We start from the raw sequence: 21850 nt of genomic DNA, 5'->3' as shown, positions 1-21850 counted from the left end.
CAAGGACGCCAAGAAGGGTTGGGGGTCTAAAACTTGGTGCTCTTGGCGTCTTGGCGGTTCATTCCTTCGGCTGCCAGGTGATGACGCCCTCGTCGGGGCTCGACGCGGTGGCGTAGAGCCGCCGGGGGATGCGGCCCGAGAGGTAGCTGTCGCGGCCCGCTTGGCAGGCGCGCCGCATCGCGCGGGCCATCCGCAGCGGGTCCGCGGCGTGAGCGATCGCCGTGTTGAGCAGTATGCCGTCGACGCCCAGTTCCATGGCGGCCGCCACGTCGCTGGCGGCGCCGACGCCGGCGTCGACGATCACCGGGTAATCCGGGTCGTCCTCTTTGAGGTACTCCAGGCAGATCTTGATGTTGTTCGCGTTGAGCACGCCTTGCCCGGAGCCGATCGGGCTGCCGGCCGGCATGACGCTCGTGGCGCCGGCGTTCTTGAGCCGCTTGGCGACGACCGGGTCGTCACTCGTGTAGACCAGGACCTGGAACCCGTCGGCCACGAGCTTCTCGGTCGCGGCGACCGTCTCGATCGGGTCGGGCAACAGCGTCCGCTTGTCGGCCAGGCATTCGAGTTTGACCCAGTCGGCGCCGGGGTTTTCGAGACCCAGCAAGATTTCGCGGCCGAGCTTCGCCACCCGCACCGCGTCGTCCGCGCTGAAGCAGCCGGCCGTGTTCGGCAGGATCGTGTAGCGCGACGTGTCGAGCGCGTCGAGCAGGTTGCGACCCTCCGAGTCGATCAGCCGCTCACGCCGCACGGCCACGGTGACGCAGTCCGTCCCCGAGCGGTCCAAGGCGTCGGCCATCTGCTCGTGCGTGGCGTACTTGCCCGTGCCGACGATCAGCCGGCTACGCAGGGTGTGCGTGCCGATGCGCAAGGGGGCGTCGGTCGTGGTTTCGGTTTCGATTGCAGGCATGGTGATTAATAGACGATTGTCGATGTGTTACCTCCCTCCCCCACCTGGGGAGGGAATACGCTTCTATCACCCGCCGCCCACGAGCGTCACGACCTCCAGCCGGTCGCCCGCCTCGATCTCGGTCGTCGCATGCTCGGTGCGAGAAACGACTTCCAGGTTGCGTTCGACGGCGACCCCTTTGGTGCGGATCTCCAGCAGCTCCAGCAGCGCGGCGATCGTGGTCCCTTCGGGCACGTCGCGCCGCTCGCCGTTCACTTCGATCGTGATCATGTCACCCGTCTTGTGGAGTCGCTATCAAGGTTCGTCGCGGATCAGGGCCGGGCGAAGCGACGCCTGGTCGATTTTGATCATGCCGCCCTGCTGCGGTTTGCCGGCCGAGTGCAGGGCCGAGTTCCACGGCACGGCGTAGGCCGCGCATTGGCCGGTGGTCGCTTCGACCACGTAGACCGCGCTCGCCGCGACCTGCGAGGCGCCGCTGCCGCGGGAGATGTCGACCTGGCCGGTGACCATCAGGTACTGCGGGTTCTTGACCCCGCCCGTCCCCAAGTCGGCGGCCACGTTGTGGCGGAACGAGGCGGCGAAGGCCGGCCGGCGGCGGCTGACGACCACCGCCCGCAGGTCGCCCGTCGTGAAGTCGAGCGAGTAAAGCGCCTCGACGCCGTCGTCGACGAGGCCCGTGGCGATCGCGAAGTTGTCATTGCCTTGGGTCGCGGTGGCGTGGACCTGCAGCTCGGGCAGGGCGAGTGCCGGCGTTTCGCGCAAGATCGTCGTGACGAGCGCCCCCGCCAAGCCGCCCACGACCAATCCCACCGCCGCTCCAAAAGCGACCCGTTGATTCCTATTTGTCATCTCCCACGATCCTCCTGCCAACGCGTGACCGAAGCGGGGAGACGCCTTCTCCCCCAGCCTCCGATCGTATCGCGTGGGCGGGCGAGCCGCCAGCGTGGCGGGCGCCGGACGCAAGGAGTGAGGGGACGCAAGGAGTGGGTGGCGGGGGCGCACCAGCCAGGGAAGCCCCCGAGCCAGCCGAACCGAGTCTCCACCTCACGGGGGCTTCCGCTTCGCGGTGCGCCCCCACCACCCCTGCTTCTCGCCGAGTCACTGGGGCCGCGTCAGTCGCGGCTGCCGGCGAAACGCATCAGGAAGTAGAGCAGCGTGAGGATCGCCTGTAGCGTGGCGGCCACGTAGGTCCAAGCCGCGGCGTTCAGCACGCCGTTGACGGGGCCCATCTCACTGGCCGGCACAATGTTGTATTCCACCAGCTGCCGTTTAGCCCGATTGCTGGCGTCGAATTCCACCGGCAGATTCACGAGCTGGAAGAACACGAAAGCCGAGAATGCGGCGATGCCGCCCCAGATGAGCATCACGCCAACGCCCGGCATACGAACACTTAGAAAGGCGCCAAGGATGATCATGGTCGTGCTTGCGCCGCTGCCGAAGCCGGCGGCCGGGACGGCGGCGTTGCGGATCACCAGCGGGGCGTACGCCTTGGCGTCTTGCAGGGCGTGGCCCGCCTCGTGGGCGGCGATGCCGACCGCCGCCAGGTTGCGGGCGCCGTAAACACCCTCGCTCAGCCGCAGCACCTTCGCCCGCGGGTCGTAGTGGTCGGTCAGCTGCCCACGGATCGGCTCGATCGCCACGCTCTGCAACCCGGCCGAGTCGAGCAGGTGCCGCGCAGCGGCGGCGCCAGTAAGACGCGCCGGGACCTTCGACGCCGCCGCGTATTGGCTCTTCACACGCATCTGGGCGACGAACGCTAGCAGCAGCGCGGGGGCGATGATCACGAAATACATCGGGTCGAAAAACATGTCGGTCGATCGCGGTGGGGCAGGGGGGAACAGGCGCCTTGAGGGCGCTATACCGGGGGCCTGATGCTGTTACGCAGGGATGCTAGCCAGGGTTCTGCAACTCGTCTGCTAGCTTATTCGCCCGCAGGAGGCGACTCTTGGACGGCGGGCCCTTCGCCGACAGCTTCTTCGGCTAGCGGTTCCGCCGCCGTCGCTTCCTCGGCGGGCGGGGCAGCGGCGGGCGATTCGATCGCCGCCGCCCCCGGCGGCGCCGTCGGCAGAACCCGCATGCCCTGCAGCATCTGCATGAGCTGCTGCGGGTTCACCGGGATGGTCGTCCCGTTGGGCGCGGCCATCGCCCTGCCGCCACGGCTGAGCCGCCCGGCGTCGACCGTGCCGGCGCGCAAGGCGTTCGCCTCGATCGTGCCGACACGCATCTGGTCTCCGTCCAAGATGGTCTGCGGCATGCCGTCGCTGTCGACTACCACCAACTGCTCGCAAACAATCTGCTGGCTGCGGGTGAGCTTCAGCAGCTTGTCACGCAGCGCCGCGCCGAGCGCAAGGAACAGCAGCGGGTAGATGATCCAGCGCTCTCGTTCGGACATATAAAGAGGTGGGAGGTCAGAGGTCGGAGGTCAGTAAGTAAGGAGCCAAGGCGAGCCGGCGGGTGTAAGCCCCCGGAGGGCCCAAAAAAAAGCAGCGCCCGCCCCCGCCAGCGTTCGTGCCCCGGCTCAAGTCTCGCCGCCAACGCGTTCGAACGCCAGCCAGCCGTAGCCGACGTCGGCGCCTTGCTCCTGCATGACAAACCGTTCGGACGCGGTTTCGTCCTTCGCCTCGTCACGCCGTTCGACGAAGCGGACAACGAACCGGCGTTTCTCGGGGCCGCCGGAGGGCGGCCCGATGGCGGGGAGGGCTTCCGGGGACGAGTCCTGGGGGGGAGTTTGCTCGGCGGGAGGCGTTGCGGCGTGGGTCTCGATCTCGACGATGCGCTCGTCGCCCTCGACCGAGAGCACTCGCCAATCGCCGGTGAGCTTGCGGCCGCCGTCGATCGTCATCACGACCCCGCCGCCGTCGTCAAAGACGAGCATCAGGCTGAGGGGCAGCGACTCCAGGTCGGTCGGCTTGATCGGCTCGGCCTCGGCGAGCAGGCGTTCGGCTTCGGCGGCCACGGGCGCTTCGCGCACCAGCCGCTCGGCGGCCGTTTCGGGCCGTCCGCGCCACTCGCCCACCAGCCGCGAAGGCCCCGGCCCGCCACAGCCGGCGGCCGCCAGCAGCAAGGCGAGTGCCGGGCAGAGTTTCAGCAGTCGTCGGGATCGGCGATTCAAGGGATGTCCTGGCTAGAGTTCACGCAACGAGAGAGCCCGCCATTCTAAGCGGCCAGCAGCCGCGGAGCTACGCTCCGCGGAAGGGCGTCACCATGCCGCTGTAGGGAACGCCCTCCGTGGCGATCCAGGCGCCGGAGTCCGTTCGCCTGTCCGGGACAAACCCGCCCGCCGGGGTTCGGACCGCCACAGAGGGCGGTCCCTACAGGGAAGTATCGGGCGCTACCGTTCCAAGCCCCCCGGCGCCGATCCACGCGAACAGCGCCGCCAGGACCAGCAAGAAAACGACCACCCAGAAGAGTATTGCCAGCCAGCATTTCAGCGGCAAAAGGGAAGCCCCAGACGTGGCTGCCCCACAGGCGAGTTGGTGATCGGTTTTGGCGTTCCGCCACTTGCCGTGTGTGGCCGCGATTTTTTTCATCATGCCCCCCGCGCGGCCGGTCGCCGCGGCGACCGAACTCTTCCGCCGTTTAGTAGCGGCGCCACTCCGCTTGGCCTGCCAGAGATCGATGAGCCGGTACCCGAGGTCGAACAGTACACCGACGGGTAAGAACAAGATCCCCCAAAACAATTCGTTCGATCGCTTATCGACCTCGCCCTTCGCCGCATCGATCTTCTTCTGAGCTGCTTCGGAGATCGGCTTTGCTTCTTCTCGGATCTCCGGCTTCGCCTCTTCTTCAACCTCCGCAGCGTCGCTCTCCGCTTGCGGCTCGTCTTGCTCGGCAGTCTCTTCCTCCGGCGGCGGCAGGAACCGCTCCCGGATCGGGTCCATCAGCCCCTTGATCTGCCCGCGTGAGAGCGGCCCGCAGAGGTACGACATCGCCCAGCGGGTGTGGAAGACCCGCGGGGCGTCGTCGTGCACGTTGTTCATCAGGAACACACGCGACCCGACGCCGGCCAGCGTCGCCTCCATCCGCTGCTTGTCGAACGTCGAGCCGGCCTGGGCCGAGGCGCCCTCCAGGCCCTCGATCACCCGCATCTTGTCGCGCTCGGTTTGCAAGCGGCCGAGGAACCAGGTGCCGGCGTTCGACAGGCCCTTGTAGTCGAGGTCCACCGGGTTCTGCGTCGCCAACACGCAGCCGACGCCGAAAGCTCGCGCTTGCTTCAGGAGCGTGAGCATCGGCTCCTTGCTGGGCGGGTTGGCCGTTGGCGGGAAGTAGCCGAAGACCTCGTCCATGTAGAGGATCGCCCGCAGGCTGCTCGTGCCCGGCTGCGTGCGCGTCCAGGCGAGCACCTCGTTCAGCAAGATCGTGACGAAGAACATCCGCTGGGCGTCGTCGAGGTGCGAGATCGAGATGATCGAGTGCCGCGGCTTGCCCTCCGGGTCGTAGAGCAGCGACTGCACGTCGAGCGGTTGGCCCTGCATCCAACCGGCGAACGACGGCGACGCCAGCAGGTTGTTCAGGTCCATCGCCAGCTTGACGCGTTGCTTTTCGGGGAAGAAGGCGTCGGCGTCCATCACCCCGAACTTCACTCCCGCCGGCGGCGACTGGATCTGGCCGATCAGCTCGCCGATGTCGAGGTCCTCTCCTTCGGCCCAAGATTTGGCGAGCAGCGTCGAAAGAAAAATGTGCTCACGGCTGCGGATCGGGTCGGCGTCGATGCCCAAGAGGGCGAGCAGCCCGGTGACGCTCGACGAGACCCGCTGGCGGAAGGCGTCTTGATCGGCGCGGAGTTCGGCCGGCGGCGCGTCGAAGCTCTTGAGCACCCGCATCGGTATGCCGTGGCTGGCGCCGGGCGTGAAGATCAGCCGCTCGACCGAGTCGTTGTAGCGTTCGATCCGCTCGGGCCCCTCGCCCCAGGCGGCCAGCCCGTTCTTCCACAAGTCGGCCGTCTGCTCGGCAAACTCGTCGGGCGTGAGCCCTTTGCGGTTGGCGACACTCTCGTCGACCCACGGCCGGAAGTCTTCTGGCCTGAGCCCGGGGAAGCCCAAGAGCAGGTTGCCCAAGTCGCCCTTCGGATCGATGCAGATGGCCGGCACGCCGTCGAGCGCCGCCTCTTCGAGCAGCGACAGGCAGAGCCCCGTCTTGCCGCTGCCCGTCATGCCAACGCATACGGCGTGCGTCGTCAGGTCCTTGCTCTTGTAGAGCAGCGGCTCGGCAGCGGTCTCGCCCGTGGCCAGGTCGTGGTCACGGCCGAGGTAGAAGTGATTGCGGCTCTCGGTGTCGGGCATGGGGCTGAGGATACCCCTCCTCGGCAGAGGGGCTCAAGCTCGCTTGGCGGATGACGCCTCTAGAAGCGACAAAATACCGGCTTGAATGACGTCCATGCACGGCCAAAGCTCGCCTGCGCGGGCATTTCCGATACAACAGTAAGCGTTCCGGAAAATGATCGCTTGAGACGCTTGGAGGAGGGGCTGTTCAGCCCGAGCGGCCTCAAGTGACTTTTCCGCCGAGCTTCTTGACCGCTGTGTTCAGCGGCAAGAACAGTGTCCTCGGATCCCGCCCGAGCTTGAGGAAGCCGAAGTGCTTGTAGAACCGGGCGGCGTTGTTGTCTATGGCGTCCACGACGATCGCGTACGCGGCGACCTCAGATTGGGCGACCCGCCAGACGGCGTCCGCCAGCAGACCTCTTCCCGGTTTCTGGCCCAGGTAATTCCGGTCGATGGCCAAGCTTCCCAGCCTCGCACCGGCGCCTGGGGGGTAGAGCGAGAGCTTCTACGCGTGGCTCTCCGGAAGATCGCTCAGGCCGACACTTCCCATCGAGAGCGACAAAGCAGGTGGCGTTTGCCATCCTGGCCGACGAGCGTTGGCGGAGGTTTATCTAACCGCATCCTCAACACGCCTGGGCTACACGAGCGAAGATCTTCCCTACGCAACCACTTTTATCCACGCCGATTCGTGAACACGAAGCCGAGTAAACCCCCGAACATTACGCTCATCCCAGGCTCGGGGATGATCGCGGGCGAGGCTTCTATGACGAAGAAGCTGTTGAACGTGGCGCGATCGCCGGGGCTCAGTACAAAGGTATGAGTGATCCCGATCGTCGAGAGCGCCGGCCCGGCTGGGTGCGTCGGGCCGGGCAACCCCACGGAGTCACTCGCCACGGCGACACCGCCGGCGAACGCAACGCTCATTGAGAAAGGCGAAGAGAGCAGCGGCAGTGTGGAGAAGCCGTCGATTTCGCCGCTATAGACCGGCGCGCCAGGCATGCTTGCCAGACCAGCCACGCCGTCGAAATTCGCGTCGAGCAGTGTGATCGCGATCGACCCACCGACGAGCGTCCCGCCCGCAAGGCTTGGGGCGATCGGCACAACCGTGTTGAAAGTGAAAACGGTGGGCGTGGGCGCTAGGTTCTGAACGCTGAACCCATGGCTCACGAAGGGATCGACCGCGGAGTCGATGGATAAATCTTCATGCAGCCACGGCGACCCCACCGGTGAACCGAGGTCGAGGTTTTGAGCGAAAAAGTGGTTGTTCGCTCCCACGTTGACCGTGAGGAAATCGGCTCGCGCCAACCCGTTGGCCATGCCGGTTACTTGGACCGATACCGCCGCCAGGCCAACCTGGGCGCAGGCAACCCCTACGCTCGCCAAAAACAAGCTTCGTAGCATCGACATTGTCGGCGCCTTTCTGGCCTGGAGGACAGCAGATGAGCGTACGCCCCCTCCCTCAGGAGGGGGAACCCACCCGATACTGCATAGACCGTTGTTGGCGTCGTACTGACAAAGAGCGTTATTTAATTGTTCTAAAAAGAATAGGCGACTCTTGGTGGATGGGGCGGAATGGGGGCAAGTCGTGAGTGGCAGTTTGGCCAAGACGACCCGTGGCGTGCTTGGCTTTCCAGCGGGAAAGATGTACTTAGCGGCTATTTCGCGGAAAATGGATGAGCAAGATAAGGCTTACCTCTTGCTAGAAATCGCCGCCGCCCCGAGTCCGGCGAAGACCAGCAGCATCGAGGGGCCAGGGATGACCGGCAGGGGAGAAGAGACCATCGCTGTCGGGAAAAAGGCTTCGGCCCGCTGCACAAGCGATTTAGCCGCGAGGCTGCCTGCGAGGTTTTGATTCAGAGTCACCACGGTCCAAGGCGCCAGCAGCGAGCTCCACACCAGCCGATTAGAGGTGAGCAATGTCGCGTCGTAGAAAATCCGAATGATCGACGAGATCAAATCATTGGACGCGTTTGTGAACGAGCCGCCATAATTGTTGTCCAACTCGCCATCCCCCGCGATGTTGATGATGATCTCTTCCACGCCGTGGGCGTTGAGCCCGAATCTGCGTTGGTGTTGCCGAACAAATCGATGAAGTTTAGATGAAAAAGGCCCGCCGGCCGAATCGGGAGCGGCGTCGAAGATCGTGGCGTTCTGGTGCGGGGTGTCGGCCGAACTGTTCCCCGCCATCGCTGCGGAGGCCGCCGACTCGGCGACGAGTTCGGCGATCAAATCGCTAACGTCGGGCGTTCCGGCGACGATCACCGGGCCGCCGTTGACATCCCCGCGATTCGCGCCGCCGAGGGCGACGTGGTTGCCGGCTTGGTTGAGATTGATATTGGCGTTGATGTCGCCGCCGATCCCGCGCTGCCTTTCTGTTCTCAAACCTTGATCGAGTTGGAGGCCGGAATGACGAATCCACTCAGTCGCCGTGGGGCAATTCGTGTAGGACCGAAGCTATTCGTCGTGTGGCCTGTCGGGCGGCAATGAACACTATCTACGGTCGCTGCGTTGTGGCTGGGGGTATCGGGACGACCGCCGCCGAGGGTCGACGTGGCTGCTCACTCTGAGCTCGAGAAGTCAAAAAAAAAGCAAGCACGATGGATCCGACCAATGAAGGGTGGAGTCTCGCATGCCCCTAGTTGGATTCATTGCAGCCCAGCTTGCTACCGTTAGCATGGGGCCGCAATCACAGTGCAGTAGTCACCGAGCGGTGCGTGGGACACTAGCCGGTTCTTTCTGTGATCTTATGGTCCACTAGCGGTGGTGTCCTGACAGCAAACGCACCGGTTCTAGGCGAAAAAGGGCGGGTTCACGTCGGACGGCGTTGAGCGGGCAATGGCTCGAGGTGGGACGTATTCATGACGTCTTCACCCGTTCTTCACCCTCTCGCACTACAAGGGAATGTCTTGGATGCACCCGCTACTTAAGAGGCACGGTGGAGACGGTTGCTGGTTTCGTCTATCGCCATGAAGTCTTAATCGCCGTCGCAAGTTTGACGGCTCAAGCGGCATGGCGGCGAAGCCCAGGCGGGTTGCTAAGACGCCATCGACGCACGCAGCGGCGGCTGCGCCACCCTCCGCCGAATTATTCGTCCGCTCCCCAACGGTTTTGTCCGCCCCACCGCTCGGCGCCGTATGTCTCTGTTCGCAAGCGTCATCCTGATCGCCTGGCCGGCAATCGTGGTTGGCGTTTTCGCGACCTGCAAGCCAAGGCGGGCGATCCTGATCGCCTTTGTGGTCGGCTGGCTGTTCCTGCCGCACATCTTCTTGAAACTCCCCGGTCTGCCGGATTATGGCAAGCTGCCGGCCACTTCGTTAGGCACGCTGTTGGCCGTTCTGATCTACGACTCAGGGCGGCTGCTGAGCTTTCGTCCGCGTTGGCCTGACGCCTGCTGGATCGCGTGGGTGCTCTGTCCGATCGCCAGCTCCTTGTCGAACAATTTAGGGTTGTATGACGGCTTGGCCGAATCGTGGGCGCAGTTCATGTCGTGGGGGGCGCCGATCTTATTGGGGAGGATCTACTTCGGCGCGAGCGATAGTCTCCGCGAGCTCGCCTTGAGCGTGGTCTACGGCGCCATGGTCTACGCTCCGCTAGCCCTGTTGGAAACGAAGATCGGGCCTGTCTTGAACCTCCGATTGTATGGGTTCCAGGCTTCTTCTTTCATGCACGCCGCACGATACGGGGGATGGCGACCGCAGGTTTTTATGCAAACCGGTCTGGCGCTAGCCGTCTGGATGGCCGCCGCGGCGTTTATCGCCTTTTGGTTTTGGAGGTCCGGCAGCCGAGGTCGCGTATTCGGCTTGCCGATGGCGGTGTGCGCACCGACCCTCATGTTCATGACGTTCGTCTGCAAGTCGGGCAGCGGGCTGATCGTGTTGCTGCTTGGCGTCGTGAGCTACTACAGCCTGAAACTGCTGCGCACCAAGCTGCCGATGCTCTTGCTGCTTGTGACCCCGGCGCTCTACATCGCCACGCGGGCCGCCGAAGTGCTGCCCGCCGAAACGATTACGACTACGGTGGCGTTGGTAGACGCCGACCGGGCGGCTTCACTTGGGCAGCGGCTTAGACAGGAAGAGCTTTTCGGCCGCCATTCAATGATCCGTCCGCTGTTCGGATGGGGGGGATGGATGCGTGGTTGGCCTCGCGACGAGGAAGGGGAGTTGATCGTGAAGGTAATTGACGGCGCCTGGACGATTCACATTAGCACCAAGGGCGTTTTTGGCGTCACGGCCTTCCTGGCAACACTCGCGATCGGACCCTGGCTGCTGTTCTCCAAAGTCCCCCTGCGCCAGTGGATGCTCGAACAGAACGTCGCCGCAGTGGCTTTGGCTACGCTGGTGATGCTCTACGGGCTCGACAACCTGATGAACAACATGTTGCAGCCGATCTACGAGCTCGCCATCGGCGGGCTGATTAGCTATGCCCTGGCTTGGAAACCCGCCCCCCGCGGGCAGCGGGTCGTGCTGCCGCAGGTCGCCACGCCCACCCCGCCGCACGGCGAGCCCGTGGCCGTGTGATTTTTGGGTGAAGACAAAAGTGACTTCACGGCGAAGGAATTATGAAACTTGTGGGTGATTCGCAACTTGGGCCATCGCGATGCTTGACGCTCTGCTGGCCCCGTCTTACTCTCTCGGCTCCAAGAAGGGCTGCGAGACGCTCCTCGCAACTAGCGCCGCCCGGTGCTGATCCCATCCCTTCCACTCGCAGAGCGAAAACGGTGCAGCGTTGTGGAAGACTGCTCCCACATCCAACGCAGCCGTAAACTATGTTGCTTGGGAGTGCGGGGCACGACTGCACCCTTCGCCAGAAAAAGAGCGTTGCACGGCGTACCTATCCAACGCGGCGCGCTAACAGCGGCGCCTCGCATCCACGGGCTCCCCAGAACGCGAAAATGAGTCTCATCGCTCAGCCCGCCGATGCGCCCCTGCGAGAGAGTGTCGCTGCGACGGCCTCTGAAGAGAACGCCGGGAAGGCCGCGAGCGCTCCTGCCCACGACCCGATGGGGTCTTTGGTCAAGCGTGGCGTGATGACGATCGTCGGGTCGTACGGACTCGGCCAGATGTTGAGGCTCGCCTCGAATCTTGTCGTCACTCGGTTGTTGTTCCCCGAGGCGTTCGCACAAATGGCATTGCTGTCGGTGTTTGTGCAGGGGCTCCAGATGTTTTCGGATCTGGGAGTGGGCGCTTCGCTGATTCATAGCAAGAAGATTTATAGCCTCGAGTTCCGCTGCACGGCTTGGACGTTGCAGGTGATACGCGGCGTTGGGTTGTGGGGGATCGCTTGCCTGATCGCCTACCCGGTGGCGTGGTTCTACCGGGATCCGCAACTAGCCTACTTCCTGCCCGTGCTGGGACTGGCGCCGCTCGCCTCGGGGTTCAAGCCGACGAAGTACTATGTCGCCAATCGGCAACTATCGATGGTCAGGATCACAGCGGTCGATTTGACGGCGCAGCTCTTGTCGATCATCTGTCTCGTCACGCTCGCGTGGCTGTGGAGATCGACATGGGCGTTGGTGGCTGGTGGTGTGGTCAACGCTCTCGCGGTCGTGCTGCTCTCCAGCATCTGGCTGCCTGGGAAGCAGGATGCTTTTTGCTGGCATCGTCAGTCCGTATCCGAGCTGGTTGGCTTTGGGAGATGGATTTTCGTCGCGACCGCTTTCTTCTTTCTCGCCCGCTTTCTCGACCGGTTGATGGTCCCTAGCGTTTGTGGCATGGAGGCCTTGGCGTTCTACGCGATGGCACGGCTCTTCACGGACGCTGTTAGCTCGCTCGTGTCGTCGATCGGCCAGCGGGTGATGTTCCCCGCCTACGTGATGGCGCGTGATCGTGGCGGTGAGTTGGCGGACACCTACGGCAAGTTCTCGGTCTTGATCACTTTGCTCCTGGCGGCGCCTCTCTTGCTAGCGTTGTTGGCCGATCCCCTCATCCGCTTGCTGTACGACCCCCGGTACTACGAGACCGCCGATATCCTACGCATCCTGGCGTTCGCCGCTTGCTTCGAGGTGCTCCAGTCTTCACGAGGCGGCATTCTGCTCTCGGTCGGGAACTCGAAATCAGTGGCTGTCGTGAACCTGACACGCGCCGTGGTCACCGCAGTCGCGGCGCCACTGATCGCCGCGAGATGCGGTATCGAGGGTTTCTGTGTTGGGGTCACGATCGGCTCGGCGTGCAGCTACTTGGTGCAGGGCTGGATGATCGACTCCGCGGTGGGGAGGCTCGACCGCCGCAAAGAGACCTGGGCCTTGGGTGGCGTGCTGCTGGTTTCATTAATCGTTTCACTCAACGCAATGGCTATCGGATGAGCCCTCGCTCGCTCAACATCGCCCTGTGGGGCTGGTACCAAGCCGGCAATTACGGCGACGACTTGATGGCGTTGATGGTGGCTGGCGCGCTTCGCGACCACGGCCACCGGGTCACACTTTTTGCCGAATCACGTTTGGCCCAAGAGGCCGGCGGCGTCGCTACAACACGGTCGCTCAATGAGCTGCTGCACGGAGCGGACCTTTGCGTAGTCGGCGGCGGCGGATTGCTAATCAATGGCGCCGCGTGCGAAACATCGGCAGGCGAGCTGGCGGGAGCGGCGGCCCGACACAACGTACCGCTTTGGCTGACATCGGTTGGCGCCGATGGCGTCGGCGCCATCGACTGGGACTCGATGCCGGGTCGACGCGCTTTGCTCGAGAGCCCGCACTTGCTGGGAGGCACGATTCGCACCCGGATGGAAGATCGCCTGCTCGAGTCTCGGGGCTTGCGGTACTATCCCGATATTGTGCTGAGGGCCGGCAGCAGCCTGGGGATCGAGCGACGCCCGACAGGGAGAGCCACGATCGGGATCAACGTGCCTCCGTGGGGAAGAGGGCGGATGCTGGCCAAAACGCTGCTGGACGTCGCCCGCACGACCGGCGCCTTCGATGTCGCCTGCTTGCAAACGGCCCACCCGGACTACCCCGCAACGCACGGCCACGAGTTGGTCGAGCCGCTGGTAGGTATGGGCGCACGCAAGGTGCAGTTCGAATCGGTCCGTGGTTTTCTTGAAGAGGTGGCCACGATGTCGGCCATCGTTTCTTTTAAGCTCCACTTAGGGGTTTCTGCGTTGTCGATGGGGACGCCATTCATTGGCTTCGGCGGCGGCCCCAAAGTGCAGTCGTTCTTCCAGGCGTTGGGGGCTTCGTCCTGTTACTACGGCTGTCGCGGACGCGATGTCGCCGCGGTGCTGACTAAGCTTGCGGCCCACGCCGCCGCGCCTCAGCGTCTCAAGCCGAGCCTGAAGCCCAGGGGCGCCTACGTTGCGATCGAACAGGCCAAAGGGCACTTCGACGAGATGCACAAGGCGATCGATCGTGTCGCCGAAACTCGCCCCGTGTGCGAAGGGGTGGCGCGATGAGCAACCAGCCGCTGACAGACCCACCGTCGCTCCTGCTGATCACTTGGAACCGCCACGCCTACGCGGCCCCAACGATCGCACGGCTGCTGGAAGACCCTTCAGACTTCCGGCTCTACCTGTGGGACAACGACTCACGCGATGGTGTCCGCGATCTGATTACGGGGCTGCAGGACCCACGCATCGTGGAGCGTCATCTCCACCACGAGAATGTCGGGCAGTTCGAGCCTTGGCGGTGGTTTCTCGAAGCGTCAAGCGGCGACGTGCTGGGCAAGATCGACGACGACGTCTTGTTGCCCGCCGGTTGGACTCAGCAGTTCACTCCGCTCCTCCGAGAAGACGACCGTGCCGGCATGCTCGGCTGTTGGATCTTCATGCCGGAGGACTGGGACGCGTCCGCAGCCGATCAGAACAGCGTCGAGGTGGCTGGCAACGCGGTACTCAGGATGACCTCGATCGCGGGGCACTCTTTCCTTGCCCAGCGAGATACCCTCGAGAGGTACACCTATACCGAGGCGCGGGGCCACGGCTTGCCGGTCGACCGCATCCAGATGTCCCTCGACGGGTACGTGAGTGGCGTGCCGCTCCCGCCGCAGTTTGCCCACAACATGGACGACCCCCGATCGCCCCACTTCCACCGGGAGCACGGCGCCATGGGGCAATCGTCGCTGACCGCACGCTGCCTGGAGCTCGGCGACGAGAAACGCTTTGGCGAGTGGATCGCCGGCGACGCCAGCTTCCGTTTGCGCACGCCGTACGAGGCTCAGATGCGTCGGCTTGAGCGCCGCCGTCGTCTCGACGACCGCACCGGTTTGAGGGCGAGGATCGAGCGTAAGCTCCTCCGCATGACGAGGAAGTGGTGATACGCTTGCAAACATTTTCTTCGAGCCCGCATGACGCCGGCAGCCGGCGCGGAACAGTCGCGAAGCTCGCGTCGGAAGGAGCGGTCCGATGAGGCGGCCGTGTGTTTTTTACATGGCGGGTCCGGGCGATGTGATCGGCACCTACAAGCATTGGCGCGCAGGCCGCGACGATCCTTCCCAGGTTTCGGTCGCCTACTCGCACCAGTTTTACGACGTCTGCCGCCAACACGGCTACGAGGGGATGGTGGTCTCGTACTGCTCACGCATCGACAAGCTGCGCGAGGCGGAGTTTGAGATCGAACACCGGCCGATCCCGTTTCAGCATCGCTCCGGCGGGTTGTTCCACCTCGGCCGGTATCTGTTCAATCTGTCGCTGGCTTGGACCGCGATCCGCCGACGCGCCGACGTGGCGGTGCTGATGACAGGTTCGCACCTGGCGCCGTTCTGGTTGCTTCGCCTGGCGGGGGTGCGGGTCGTCATGACGCAGCACTGCGTTTTGTGGCCCAAGCTCGTCGGGCCTCGCGGAGTGTGGAAGGTTGTGCACGCGGTCGACCGCCTCTTCTTCCAGCGCGGTTGCGACGCCATGCTTTCGATCTCTCACGACGTGACCGAGCAGATCGACACGCTGACCCGTGGCAAGCGGCCGCAGATCACCCCGTTCCTGCCCAACTACCGCCGCTCGTGTTTCGCGGGCGCCCGCTCCGCCGACTGGGATGACGAGCCTTTTCGCGTACTCTTCGTCGGCCGGGTCGAGGAGGACAAGGGGGCATTGGAGCTTGTCGCCCTCGCCGAGTTGGCCCGCCAGCGTATCGACCGTCGCGTTGTGTTCGATGTCGCGGGCGACGGGGGCGCCATGGAAGAACTCCGCAGACGAATCGACGCCGCAGGCTTGAGGGAAGATGTCGTGCTGCACGGGTACTGCCCGTGTGATCGACTCGAATCGCTCTACGCCGGCAGCCACGCCGTGTTGGCGCCAACCCAAGCGGGCATGGTCGAGGGGTTCAACAAAGTGGTAGCCGAAGCGATCCTCGCGCTGCGGCCGATCGTCACGTCCGAGGTTTGCCCGGCGCTCGAGGTGGTGCGTGAGGCCGCGATCGAGGTCGAGAGCAACGACGTGGAGGGCTACTTCGATGCGATCGCCCGGTTGGCGGCCGACCGCGAACTCTACGCCCGCAAGACCGACGCGTGCCCCGCCTACCGCGAGCCCTTCTACGACACCGACCGCAGTTGGGCGGCGGCGGTCGGCGCTGTGCTGCGGCGGCTTACCAAGCCGCTCGAGGCTGAACCGCAGGCTAAGGTCGAAGCCGGTCACGAAGGCCTTGCGTCGGTCGAGTCGGCCAGCGGTTGAGCGCCAGGAAGCTGCGCAGCTCACCACGATTTCGCACGCGCCTCGCCCACGGCAGGCGTCATCTTCTTCTGTTGCGGACTTCTGAGCCGCGATTCCTGACATCAAGCTTTCGGGAAGAAACAGGCGCCGGGCGACTCACACACCAGGGCAGGGCAGGGCGGGGCGGCCACGCCGCAGCGTCCCCGATTTCATACTTCGTTCATGCTTTGCGGTGCTAGGCAAGTAGGCGGAATGCACGCCGATTCCTCCTGGTTCTAGGGGCTTGAGGGCAACTGGCAGGGGCAATCTGCCTAATCCAAGAACGATTCCTAGGGTGCTGTCAGTGAGCCCGCTTGGTCGGTCTTAAAGGGGGTGAGGAGAGGCGAAGTCGTGTGTCGGAACACACGATCCGCAACCAACCCGGCAAGGAGTGAGGGGCATTGATCGCCCTGACCCACGCGGGGTTCCCGCCCGGTGAACCAGGGCCCACCTGGCCCGTTCTCTCCTCCGCAGCCTCCCAGATTTCCCGCCTGATGACACGAGGATCGCGGTGCTGACCTACGAACGCGCGAAGTCCAACACGGATGACCTGGCTTCCGAAGGCTTGGGGCAAGGCGGCTTGCCGCCGCACGCCAGCGCCGAGCCAGACCCCGTCGCCTGCTCGCAAAAGCCGAGCCCCTGCGACGCTGCGGCGGTGGCGCTTCAAGACAGCGTCGAGCCGTCCAGCAGTGGCGCCGAGAGCGTGCGGCGGATCCGCCGGTTGCTCACCAGCGAGACAGGCGCGGCGGCGATCCGTTTGCCGGCTGTGCACTACTCTGAGGCGGCCCCTACCGAAGCGGCCGGCGAGCCGTGGTCGGTGATCGCGGCCTTCGAGTTCTTCGGCAAGCGAGCGATTGACATCGCTGGCTCCGCCTTCGGCTTGCTTGTCTCGTCGCCCCTGTGGGCGTTGCTGTGGGTGGTTAACCGCGCGTTCGGAGATGGCCCGCTGCTCTACACCCACAACCGCGTGGGCAAGGACGGCATGATCTTCCGCTGCTACAAGTTCCGCACCATGGTGGCGTCGGCGGACCGCATGAAGACAGAACTTGCCACGGACAACGAGCACGCGGACCCACGCACGTTCAAGATCCGCCGCGACCCGCGCATCACCCCGGTGGGTTGGTGGCTCAGGAAGTTCAGCCTCGACGAGTTACCCCAACTGTTGAACATTCTCAATGGCGACATGAGCCTGGTCGGACCGCGGCCGCCGCTGCCCGCCGAGGTGGAGCTCTACTCGGAAGAGGACTGGCGCCGGTTGGCTGTCAAACCGGGTCTGACATGCATCTGGCAGGTCTCGGGCCGGAGCAATCTCCCGTTCGAGCGGCAGTTGGAAATGGACCTGGAGTACATCCAGAAGCAGAGCCTCTGGTTCGACCTTATGCTCATCCTGCGGACCGTGCCGGCGGTGCTGAGCTGCAAAGGCGCTTACTGAAGTTATTGGTATTGGCTTATAGATTGTTGGCCTGCCGCGAAGCCATTTCTTGATGACAACCGAGTACGGACCACCAATGGAAATCGCACTCGACGCGTCGCGCAGTGAAGCTGTGGCGGAAGTCGCCGCTTCTAGTGATGCATCGCCCGGCGAGCGGGTGGAGCTGTTCGGCATCTCGATCGACGCGGTCCGCATCGACGAGGCGGTCGATCAACTCACGAGGTGGTGCTCAGCGGGCGACGGCGGGCATTGCCGTTACGTGGTCACGCCGAACGTGAACCACATCGTGCAGCTCCAGCGCAACGCCGCTTTGCGAGAGGCGTACGCCGATGCGAGCCTGGTGGTTGCCGATGGTTGGCCGATCGTGGCGGCTTCGCGACGCCTGGGTCAAAGCCTTCCAGAACGTGTGGCGGGATCGGACCTGGCGCCCGCCATGTTCGATCGCGGCCTGTCCGACCGCCCGCTGAAAGTGTTCCTGCTGGGGGGAGGGGCGGGGGTTCCCCAGAGCGCTGCCGAGAACGTCTCTCGGCAGTGGCCCGGCGTAGAGATCGTCGGAGCGCTGAGCCCCTCTTTCTCGTTCACCGCGGACCGCGGAGAGCAGGACGAGGCGATCGCCATGATCAACGACGCCGAACCGCATCTGTTGGTGGTCGGTCTGGGGGCGCCGAAGCAAGAGATCTGGCTGCAAGCCAATCACCGGCGTCTGAAGGCTCGGGTCGCAATCGCCGGCGGCGCCACGATCGACTTCCTGGCGGGCGAGCAGACCCGCGCCCCGCGTTGGGTGCAGCGGGCCCGGCTGGAGTGGGTGTTCCGCATCGCCACCAACCCACGCCGCTTGGCGGGCCGCTACCTGCACGACGGCCTGCGCTTCCCTTGGATTGTCGCCCGAGAGGCGATCAAGACGCACGCGACCTGCGCCCGTGTGATTTGAGCGACGTCGCACCGCCTGCGAAGAGCGGGCTTGGGCGGCTTGCGAGCCGACGCCTGGATAGCGGCGTTCAAAGCTAACCAATTCTTAACTCGGCAAGGCTTGCCGCCGTTTATAATCACGCTTCAGCGGCGGATTTTGGTCCCGATCTATGCTAACGGGCGGCCATCCATAAACGCTGCAAACCTGCCTAGCGTTCTGTCTCCCCCACCGTGTGAGCGAGCATGCGAGCCGTAGTGATCGGCGCCGGCCTCATCGCCAAACAACACCTCGCCGCGCTGCAGAAGTGTCGCAACGTTGAAGTGGTTGGCGTTTGCGACCTGTCGCCCGCCAAGGCCGAAGCGGCGAGCGAGCGATTCGGCGTCTCCGGGTGGTTCACCGACCACCGCGAGATGCTCGCGCAAACGCGTCCCGACGTGGCGCACGTCACCACGCCGGCCCGCACCCACTGCCGCATCGGAACCGATTGCTTGCGCAGCGGGGCCAACGTGTTGATCGAGAAACCGATCGCGACCGACGAGACCGAGCTCGAGCAAATCCTCGACGAGGCGGAGGAGGCCGGCCGCTGGGTGATCGAAGACTACAACTACCTGTTCAACGACGACGTGCAAGCGATGCGGCGCCTAGCCGCGAGCGGACGGATGGGCGAGCTGCGGCGTGTGGAGGTGCGGCTCCACCTCGGCGTGTTCGGCCCGGGCAGCCCCTACCTCGACGCCGACGCCCCGCACCCGGCGACCGGCGAGCCGCTCGGCGCCGTGAGCGACTTTATCACCCACATGGCGTACCTCGCCCACGCGTTCGCCGGCCGCGGCGTGGCGGACGGCGTCTCGTGCCGGCGCCGCAACGACAGCTCGCCCTCGATCGACAGCCTTGTGGCGACCATCGACGGCGAGGCGTGTGTGGCGACCTTGGCGTTCGACGCCTACGCCCAGCCCGACGAGTTCCGCTTGCGCGTTCACGGCAGCCGGTTGGTGGTGGATGCCAATCTGTTCGAAAAAGGTCTCACGGTCACCGAGTGCGGCGAGAGCCCCAACCCCTTGTCGCCGATCCGCGGCTCGCTGTCGCGCGGCGCGCAAGAAGTGCGCAACGCGGGACGCAGCCTCAGCCGCAAGCTCAGCGGCGGGCCGGGCGCCTACGAGGGGTTGTGGCGATTGATCGCCGGCGCTTACGAGAGTCTTGAAGCGGGCAAGGCGCCCCCCATCAGCCCGAGTCACATCCGCAGCGTAAACCGCTTGGTGGCCGAGCTCTCCCAAGCAGGAGGCGAAGTATGCGTGTCCTCGTGACCGGCGGCTCCGGCTTCCTGGGGCGCCACGTGGTCCGATCGATCCTCGCCCGGGGCCACAGCGTGGTGGTCCTGGTGCGTCCGTCGCGCGCCAGCGCTGTGCGTATCGAAGGCGCCGAAGTCGCTGCCGGCGATCTGCGTCTCCCTCGCACTCTCGCCGCCGCCCTGGAAGGCGTCGACGCGGTTGTCCACCTGGCGGCGTGTGTCGTGGGCGACGAGGAGACGCAGTTCCACAACACCGTGGTCGGGACCGAGAACCTGCTGGCGGCGATGGCCGCTGCCGGCGTCTATCGTCTCGTGCATTGCAGCTCGTTCTCAGTTTACGACTGGCGCGCCGCACGGCGAAGCCTCGACGAGACGACGCCGCTCGAATCGGACCGCCTTTACCAGCGCGACGGCTACGCCATCGCCAAGACCTGGCAAGAGCGGGTCGTCCGCCGTTGGGCCGAAGCGAACGACGCCCGGCTGACGGTCTTGCGGCCCGGGTTCATCTGGGGCGCTGGCAAAGAGCGCCTCGCGTGCATCGGCCAAGAGTTGGGCCCCTTGGACGTGATCTTTGGCCCGCTGCGTGAGACGCCCATCACTTACGTGGAGAATTGCGCCGACGCCTTCGCTCTCGCCCTCGACCGGGACGACGCCGTTGGCGCCACACTCAACGTGATCGACGACGAGCGGGTGTCGGCGTGGCGGTACGCCGCGGAGTTGCGCCGCCGGCTCGGAATCAAGAAGCTTGGGGTCCCCGCGCCTTACGCCGCGGTGATGGCCATGGGGCTCGCGGCGACCTTAGTCAGCCGCTCGCTCTTCCCGAGCGGCGGCAAGCTGCCGGGCGTGCTGATGCCCTTGCGATCTCGCGCACGTTTCGCGCCGCACCGATTTCCAAACGACCGCCTGAAAGAAACGCTCGGATGGGCGCCGCGTTGGGGGTTCGCCGAGGCTTGGGATCGCTGTGTGGCGAAGGACGCAGAGAATAACGTCGACGTGGCGTCGGTGGAGGCTCCCGTTGCCGAGCGCAAAGCCCCTGCAGAGAGAACACCCTCGGAGCGTTCGGCTCCCGCCATTGCACGCCGAAGCGCCGAGTTGTCGGAGGCCGCGCATGCCTGAGCCGCTCCGCCTGGCTTACCTGACGAGCGCTTACGGCCGGCCCAGCGACACGTTCATCCGCAACGAAGTCGACGGCCTGCGAGAATTGGGGTGCGAGGTCCAAACGTTCTCGATCCGCAAGCCGCCCGAGCCGCCGTTCGCCGACGCGGCCGTCGAGTCGCACCGCCGCCAAACAGAGTACGTGCTGCAGCGGAGCCCGCTCACACTGCTCGCGGCTGCGTTGGGACTCGCGGTGCGCCGCCCCGGCCGCATGCTCCGCGGGGCGAGGACCGCCTGGCGGACTCGCGCGCCGGGCGTAGCGGCGCTGCTCAAGCAGGGCGTCTATCTCGCCGAGGCCGCTTGGCTGGCAGGTCGCCTTCGCCAGCTGCGGATCGAGCACCTGCACAACCACCTCGCCGAGAACTCGGCGAATGTCGCCATGCTCGCCGCCGAGCTGGCCGGCATCGGCTTCAGCATGACGGTCCACGGCCCGTACATCTTCTTCGCCCCAGAGAAGTGGCGGCTCGCCGAGAAGATTACCGCTTCGGCGATGACGGTTTGCATCTCGCACTTCTGCACGAGCCAATGCATGATCTTCTCGCCGCAGCAGGCGTGGGAGAAGCTGCGATTGGTCCGCTGCTCGGTGCAGAAGGAGTTCCTCGAAGAGCCGCCCCCCGCCCCCGAACCGAGCGGCACGCCCGAGCTGGTCAGCGTCGGCCGGCTTTGCGGTGAGAAGGGCCAGGTCTTGCTGGTCCAAGCGGCCGCCGAGCTGTGGGCGACGGACGAGAGGTTCCGGCTGCGGTTGATTGGCGACGGGCCGATACGTCCCCACATCGAACGGGAGATTAAGCGGCTCGGCCTCGGCGATTGCGTGGTGCTCGATGGCTGGCGCTCGTCGTCCGAGGTGCGCGACGCGCTCGCCGCGGCCGACGCCTTCGTCATCCCTAGCTTTGCCGAGGGGCTGCCGGTGGTCCTCATGGAGGCCTTAGCAATGGCGCGGCCGGTCGTGACAACCGCCATCGCCGGAGTTCCCGAACTCGTCGAAGACGGCGTGAACGGCTGGCTCGCCCCGGCGGGATCGCCTCAGCTCTTCGCCGGGGCGATGCGTCGGGCGCTTCGCACCCCCCCTGAAAGGCGTCGCGAGATGGGGCTCGAAGGCAGGGGACGCGTCTTGCGATTGCACCATCCCGACCGCCAGGCCGAGCGGCTCTTGGAGCTGTTCCTCGAGGCGGCGGGGCGGGCGCCGCGTCCCGACCGACCGATGCCCGACCATCCAGGGCCCGACCGCCCCGGGCCTCACGGCAACGCGTCTTACGAGCAACCCGCGATGGCCACCTGCGAGCGGTCGTAG

20 protein-coding genes are annotated in these 21850 nt (G+C 65.1%); 10 read left to right on the top strand and 10 right to left on the bottom strand.

The genetic code is table 11. The features are described 5' to 3' along the window. Positions 1–58 precede the first annotated feature (58 nt). The 10 genes from Mal64_RS15240 to Mal64_RS15195 form a co-directional block, all read right to left on the bottom strand. Positions 59–907, bottom strand: coding sequence for a thiazole synthase (locus Mal64_RS15240; RefSeq protein ID WP_197525801.1), 849 nt, complete (start codon positions 905–907; stop codon positions 59–61). A 66-nt stretch (positions 908–973) separates the two neighbouring features. Beyond that, positions 974–1177, bottom strand: coding sequence for a sulfur carrier protein ThiS (gene thiS, locus Mal64_RS15235; protein WP_197525800.1), 204 nt, complete (start codon positions 1175–1177; stop codon positions 974–976). Between the two features lie 24 nt (positions 1178–1201). Further along, positions 1202–1756: a hypothetical protein gene (locus Mal64_RS15230; RefSeq protein ID WP_146401775.1), complete on the bottom strand. Its 555-nt coding sequence runs from the start codon at positions 1754–1756 to the stop codon at positions 1202–1204. Between the two features lie 263 nt (positions 1757–2019). Next, positions 2020–2715: a zinc metallopeptidase gene (locus Mal64_RS15225; RefSeq protein ID WP_146401773.1), complete on the bottom strand. Its 696-nt coding sequence runs from the start codon at positions 2713–2715 to the stop codon at positions 2020–2022. 113 nt (positions 2716–2828) lie between these two features. After that, entirely contained in the window at positions 2829–3299 is a 471-nt protein-coding gene (locus tag Mal64_RS15220) for a hypothetical protein (RefSeq protein WP_146401771.1), read from the bottom strand. A gap of 126 nt (positions 3300–3425) precedes the next feature. Continuing rightward, positions 3426–4019 carry a hypothetical protein gene (locus Mal64_RS15215; protein WP_146401769.1) on the bottom strand — a complete coding sequence of 198 codons (594 nt, stop codon included), beginning with the start codon at positions 4017–4019 and terminating at the stop codon, positions 3426–3428. 199 nt (positions 4020–4218) lie between these two features. Next, a complete protein-coding gene (locus Mal64_RS15210; RefSeq protein WP_146401767.1) occupies positions 4219–6189 on the bottom strand; it encodes a helicase HerA domain-containing protein in 1971 nt (656 codons plus the stop codon). A gap of 202 nt (positions 6190–6391) precedes the next feature. Beyond that, positions 6392–6637 (bottom strand): GNAT family N-acetyltransferase, encoded by a 246-nt coding sequence (locus Mal64_RS15205; RefSeq protein WP_146401765.1) that lies wholly within the window; start codon positions 6635–6637, stop codon positions 6392–6394. Positions 6638–6840: 203 nt separating this feature from the next. Beyond that, complete coding sequence (locus Mal64_RS15200) at positions 6841–7575, bottom strand: hypothetical protein (RefSeq protein ID WP_146401763.1); 735 nt, start codon at positions 7573–7575, stop codon at positions 6841–6843. Positions 7576–7857: 282 nt separating this feature from the next. Beyond that, positions 7858–8550 (bottom strand): collagen-binding domain-containing protein, encoded by a 693-nt coding sequence (locus Mal64_RS15195; RefSeq protein ID WP_146401761.1) that lies wholly within the window; start codon positions 8548–8550, stop codon positions 7858–7860. Between the two features lie 851 nt (positions 8551–9401). Between Mal64_RS15195 and Mal64_RS15190 the strand changes: the two genes are divergently transcribed. From Mal64_RS15190 to Mal64_RS15145, 10 genes are all read left to right on the top strand, one after another. Next, positions 9402–10685 carry a hypothetical protein gene (locus Mal64_RS15190; protein WP_197525798.1) on the top strand — a complete coding sequence of 428 codons (1284 nt, stop codon included), beginning with the start codon at positions 9402–9404 and terminating at the stop codon, positions 10683–10685. A 374-nt stretch (positions 10686–11059) separates the two neighbouring features. Next, a complete protein-coding gene (locus Mal64_RS15185; RefSeq protein WP_197525797.1) occupies positions 11060–12469 on the top strand; it encodes an oligosaccharide flippase family protein in 1410 nt (469 codons plus the stop codon). Continuing rightward, the gene (locus Mal64_RS15180; RefSeq protein WP_146401755.1) at positions 12466–13551 is read left to right on the top strand and encodes a polysaccharide pyruvyl transferase family protein; all 1086 of its coding nucleotides are present in this window, start codon (positions 12466–12468) and stop codon (positions 13549–13551) included. The genes Mal64_RS15185 and Mal64_RS15180 overlap by 4 nt, the downstream gene beginning before the upstream one ends. Further along, positions 13548–14411 carry a glycosyltransferase family 2 protein gene (locus Mal64_RS15175; RefSeq protein WP_146401753.1) on the top strand — a complete coding sequence of 288 codons (864 nt, stop codon included), beginning with the start codon at positions 13548–13550 and terminating at the stop codon, positions 14409–14411. The genes Mal64_RS15180 and Mal64_RS15175 overlap by 4 nt, the downstream gene beginning before the upstream one ends. Positions 14412–14499: 88 nt before the next feature. Then, entirely contained in the window at positions 14500–15759 is a 1260-nt protein-coding gene (locus tag Mal64_RS15170; protein WP_146401751.1) for a glycosyltransferase family 4 protein, read from the top strand. A 529-nt stretch (positions 15760–16288) separates the two neighbouring features. After that, on the top strand, positions 16289–17209 hold the full coding sequence (locus Mal64_RS15165) for a sugar transferase (RefSeq protein ID WP_197525796.1): 921 nt from the start codon (positions 16289–16291) through the stop codon (positions 17207–17209). Positions 17210–17285: 76 nt separating this feature from the next. Further along, positions 17286–18140, top strand: coding sequence for a WecB/TagA/CpsF family glycosyltransferase (locus Mal64_RS15160; RefSeq protein ID WP_146401747.1), 855 nt, complete (start codon positions 17286–17288; stop codon positions 18138–18140). Between the two features lie 221 nt (positions 18141–18361). Next, a complete protein-coding gene (locus tag Mal64_RS15155) occupies positions 18362–19420 on the top strand; it encodes a Gfo/Idh/MocA family protein (protein ID WP_146401745.1) in 1059 nt (352 codons plus the stop codon). Then, positions 19405–20520, top strand: a complete 1116-nt coding sequence (locus Mal64_RS15150) for an NAD-dependent epimerase/dehydratase family protein (RefSeq protein WP_146401743.1) — start codon at positions 19405–19407, stop codon at positions 20518–20520. The genes Mal64_RS15155 and Mal64_RS15150 overlap by 16 nt, the downstream gene beginning before the upstream one ends. Continuing rightward, on the top strand, positions 20513–21850 hold the full coding sequence (locus tag Mal64_RS15145; RefSeq protein WP_146401741.1) for a glycosyltransferase family 4 protein: 1338 nt from the start codon (positions 20513–20515) through the stop codon (positions 21848–21850). Before Mal64_RS15150 ends, Mal64_RS15145 begins: the two co-directional genes overlap by 8 nt.

Origin of the sequence: Pseudobythopirellula maris, assembly GCF_007859945.1 — a bacterium.
Taxonomy (GTDB): Bacteria; Planctomycetota; Planctomycetia; order Pirellulales; family Lacipirellulaceae; genus Pseudobythopirellula; species Pseudobythopirellula maris.
The sequence above is the reverse complement of the archived record's forward strand: the minus strand, read 5'-3'. Positions and strand labels throughout refer to the sequence as shown.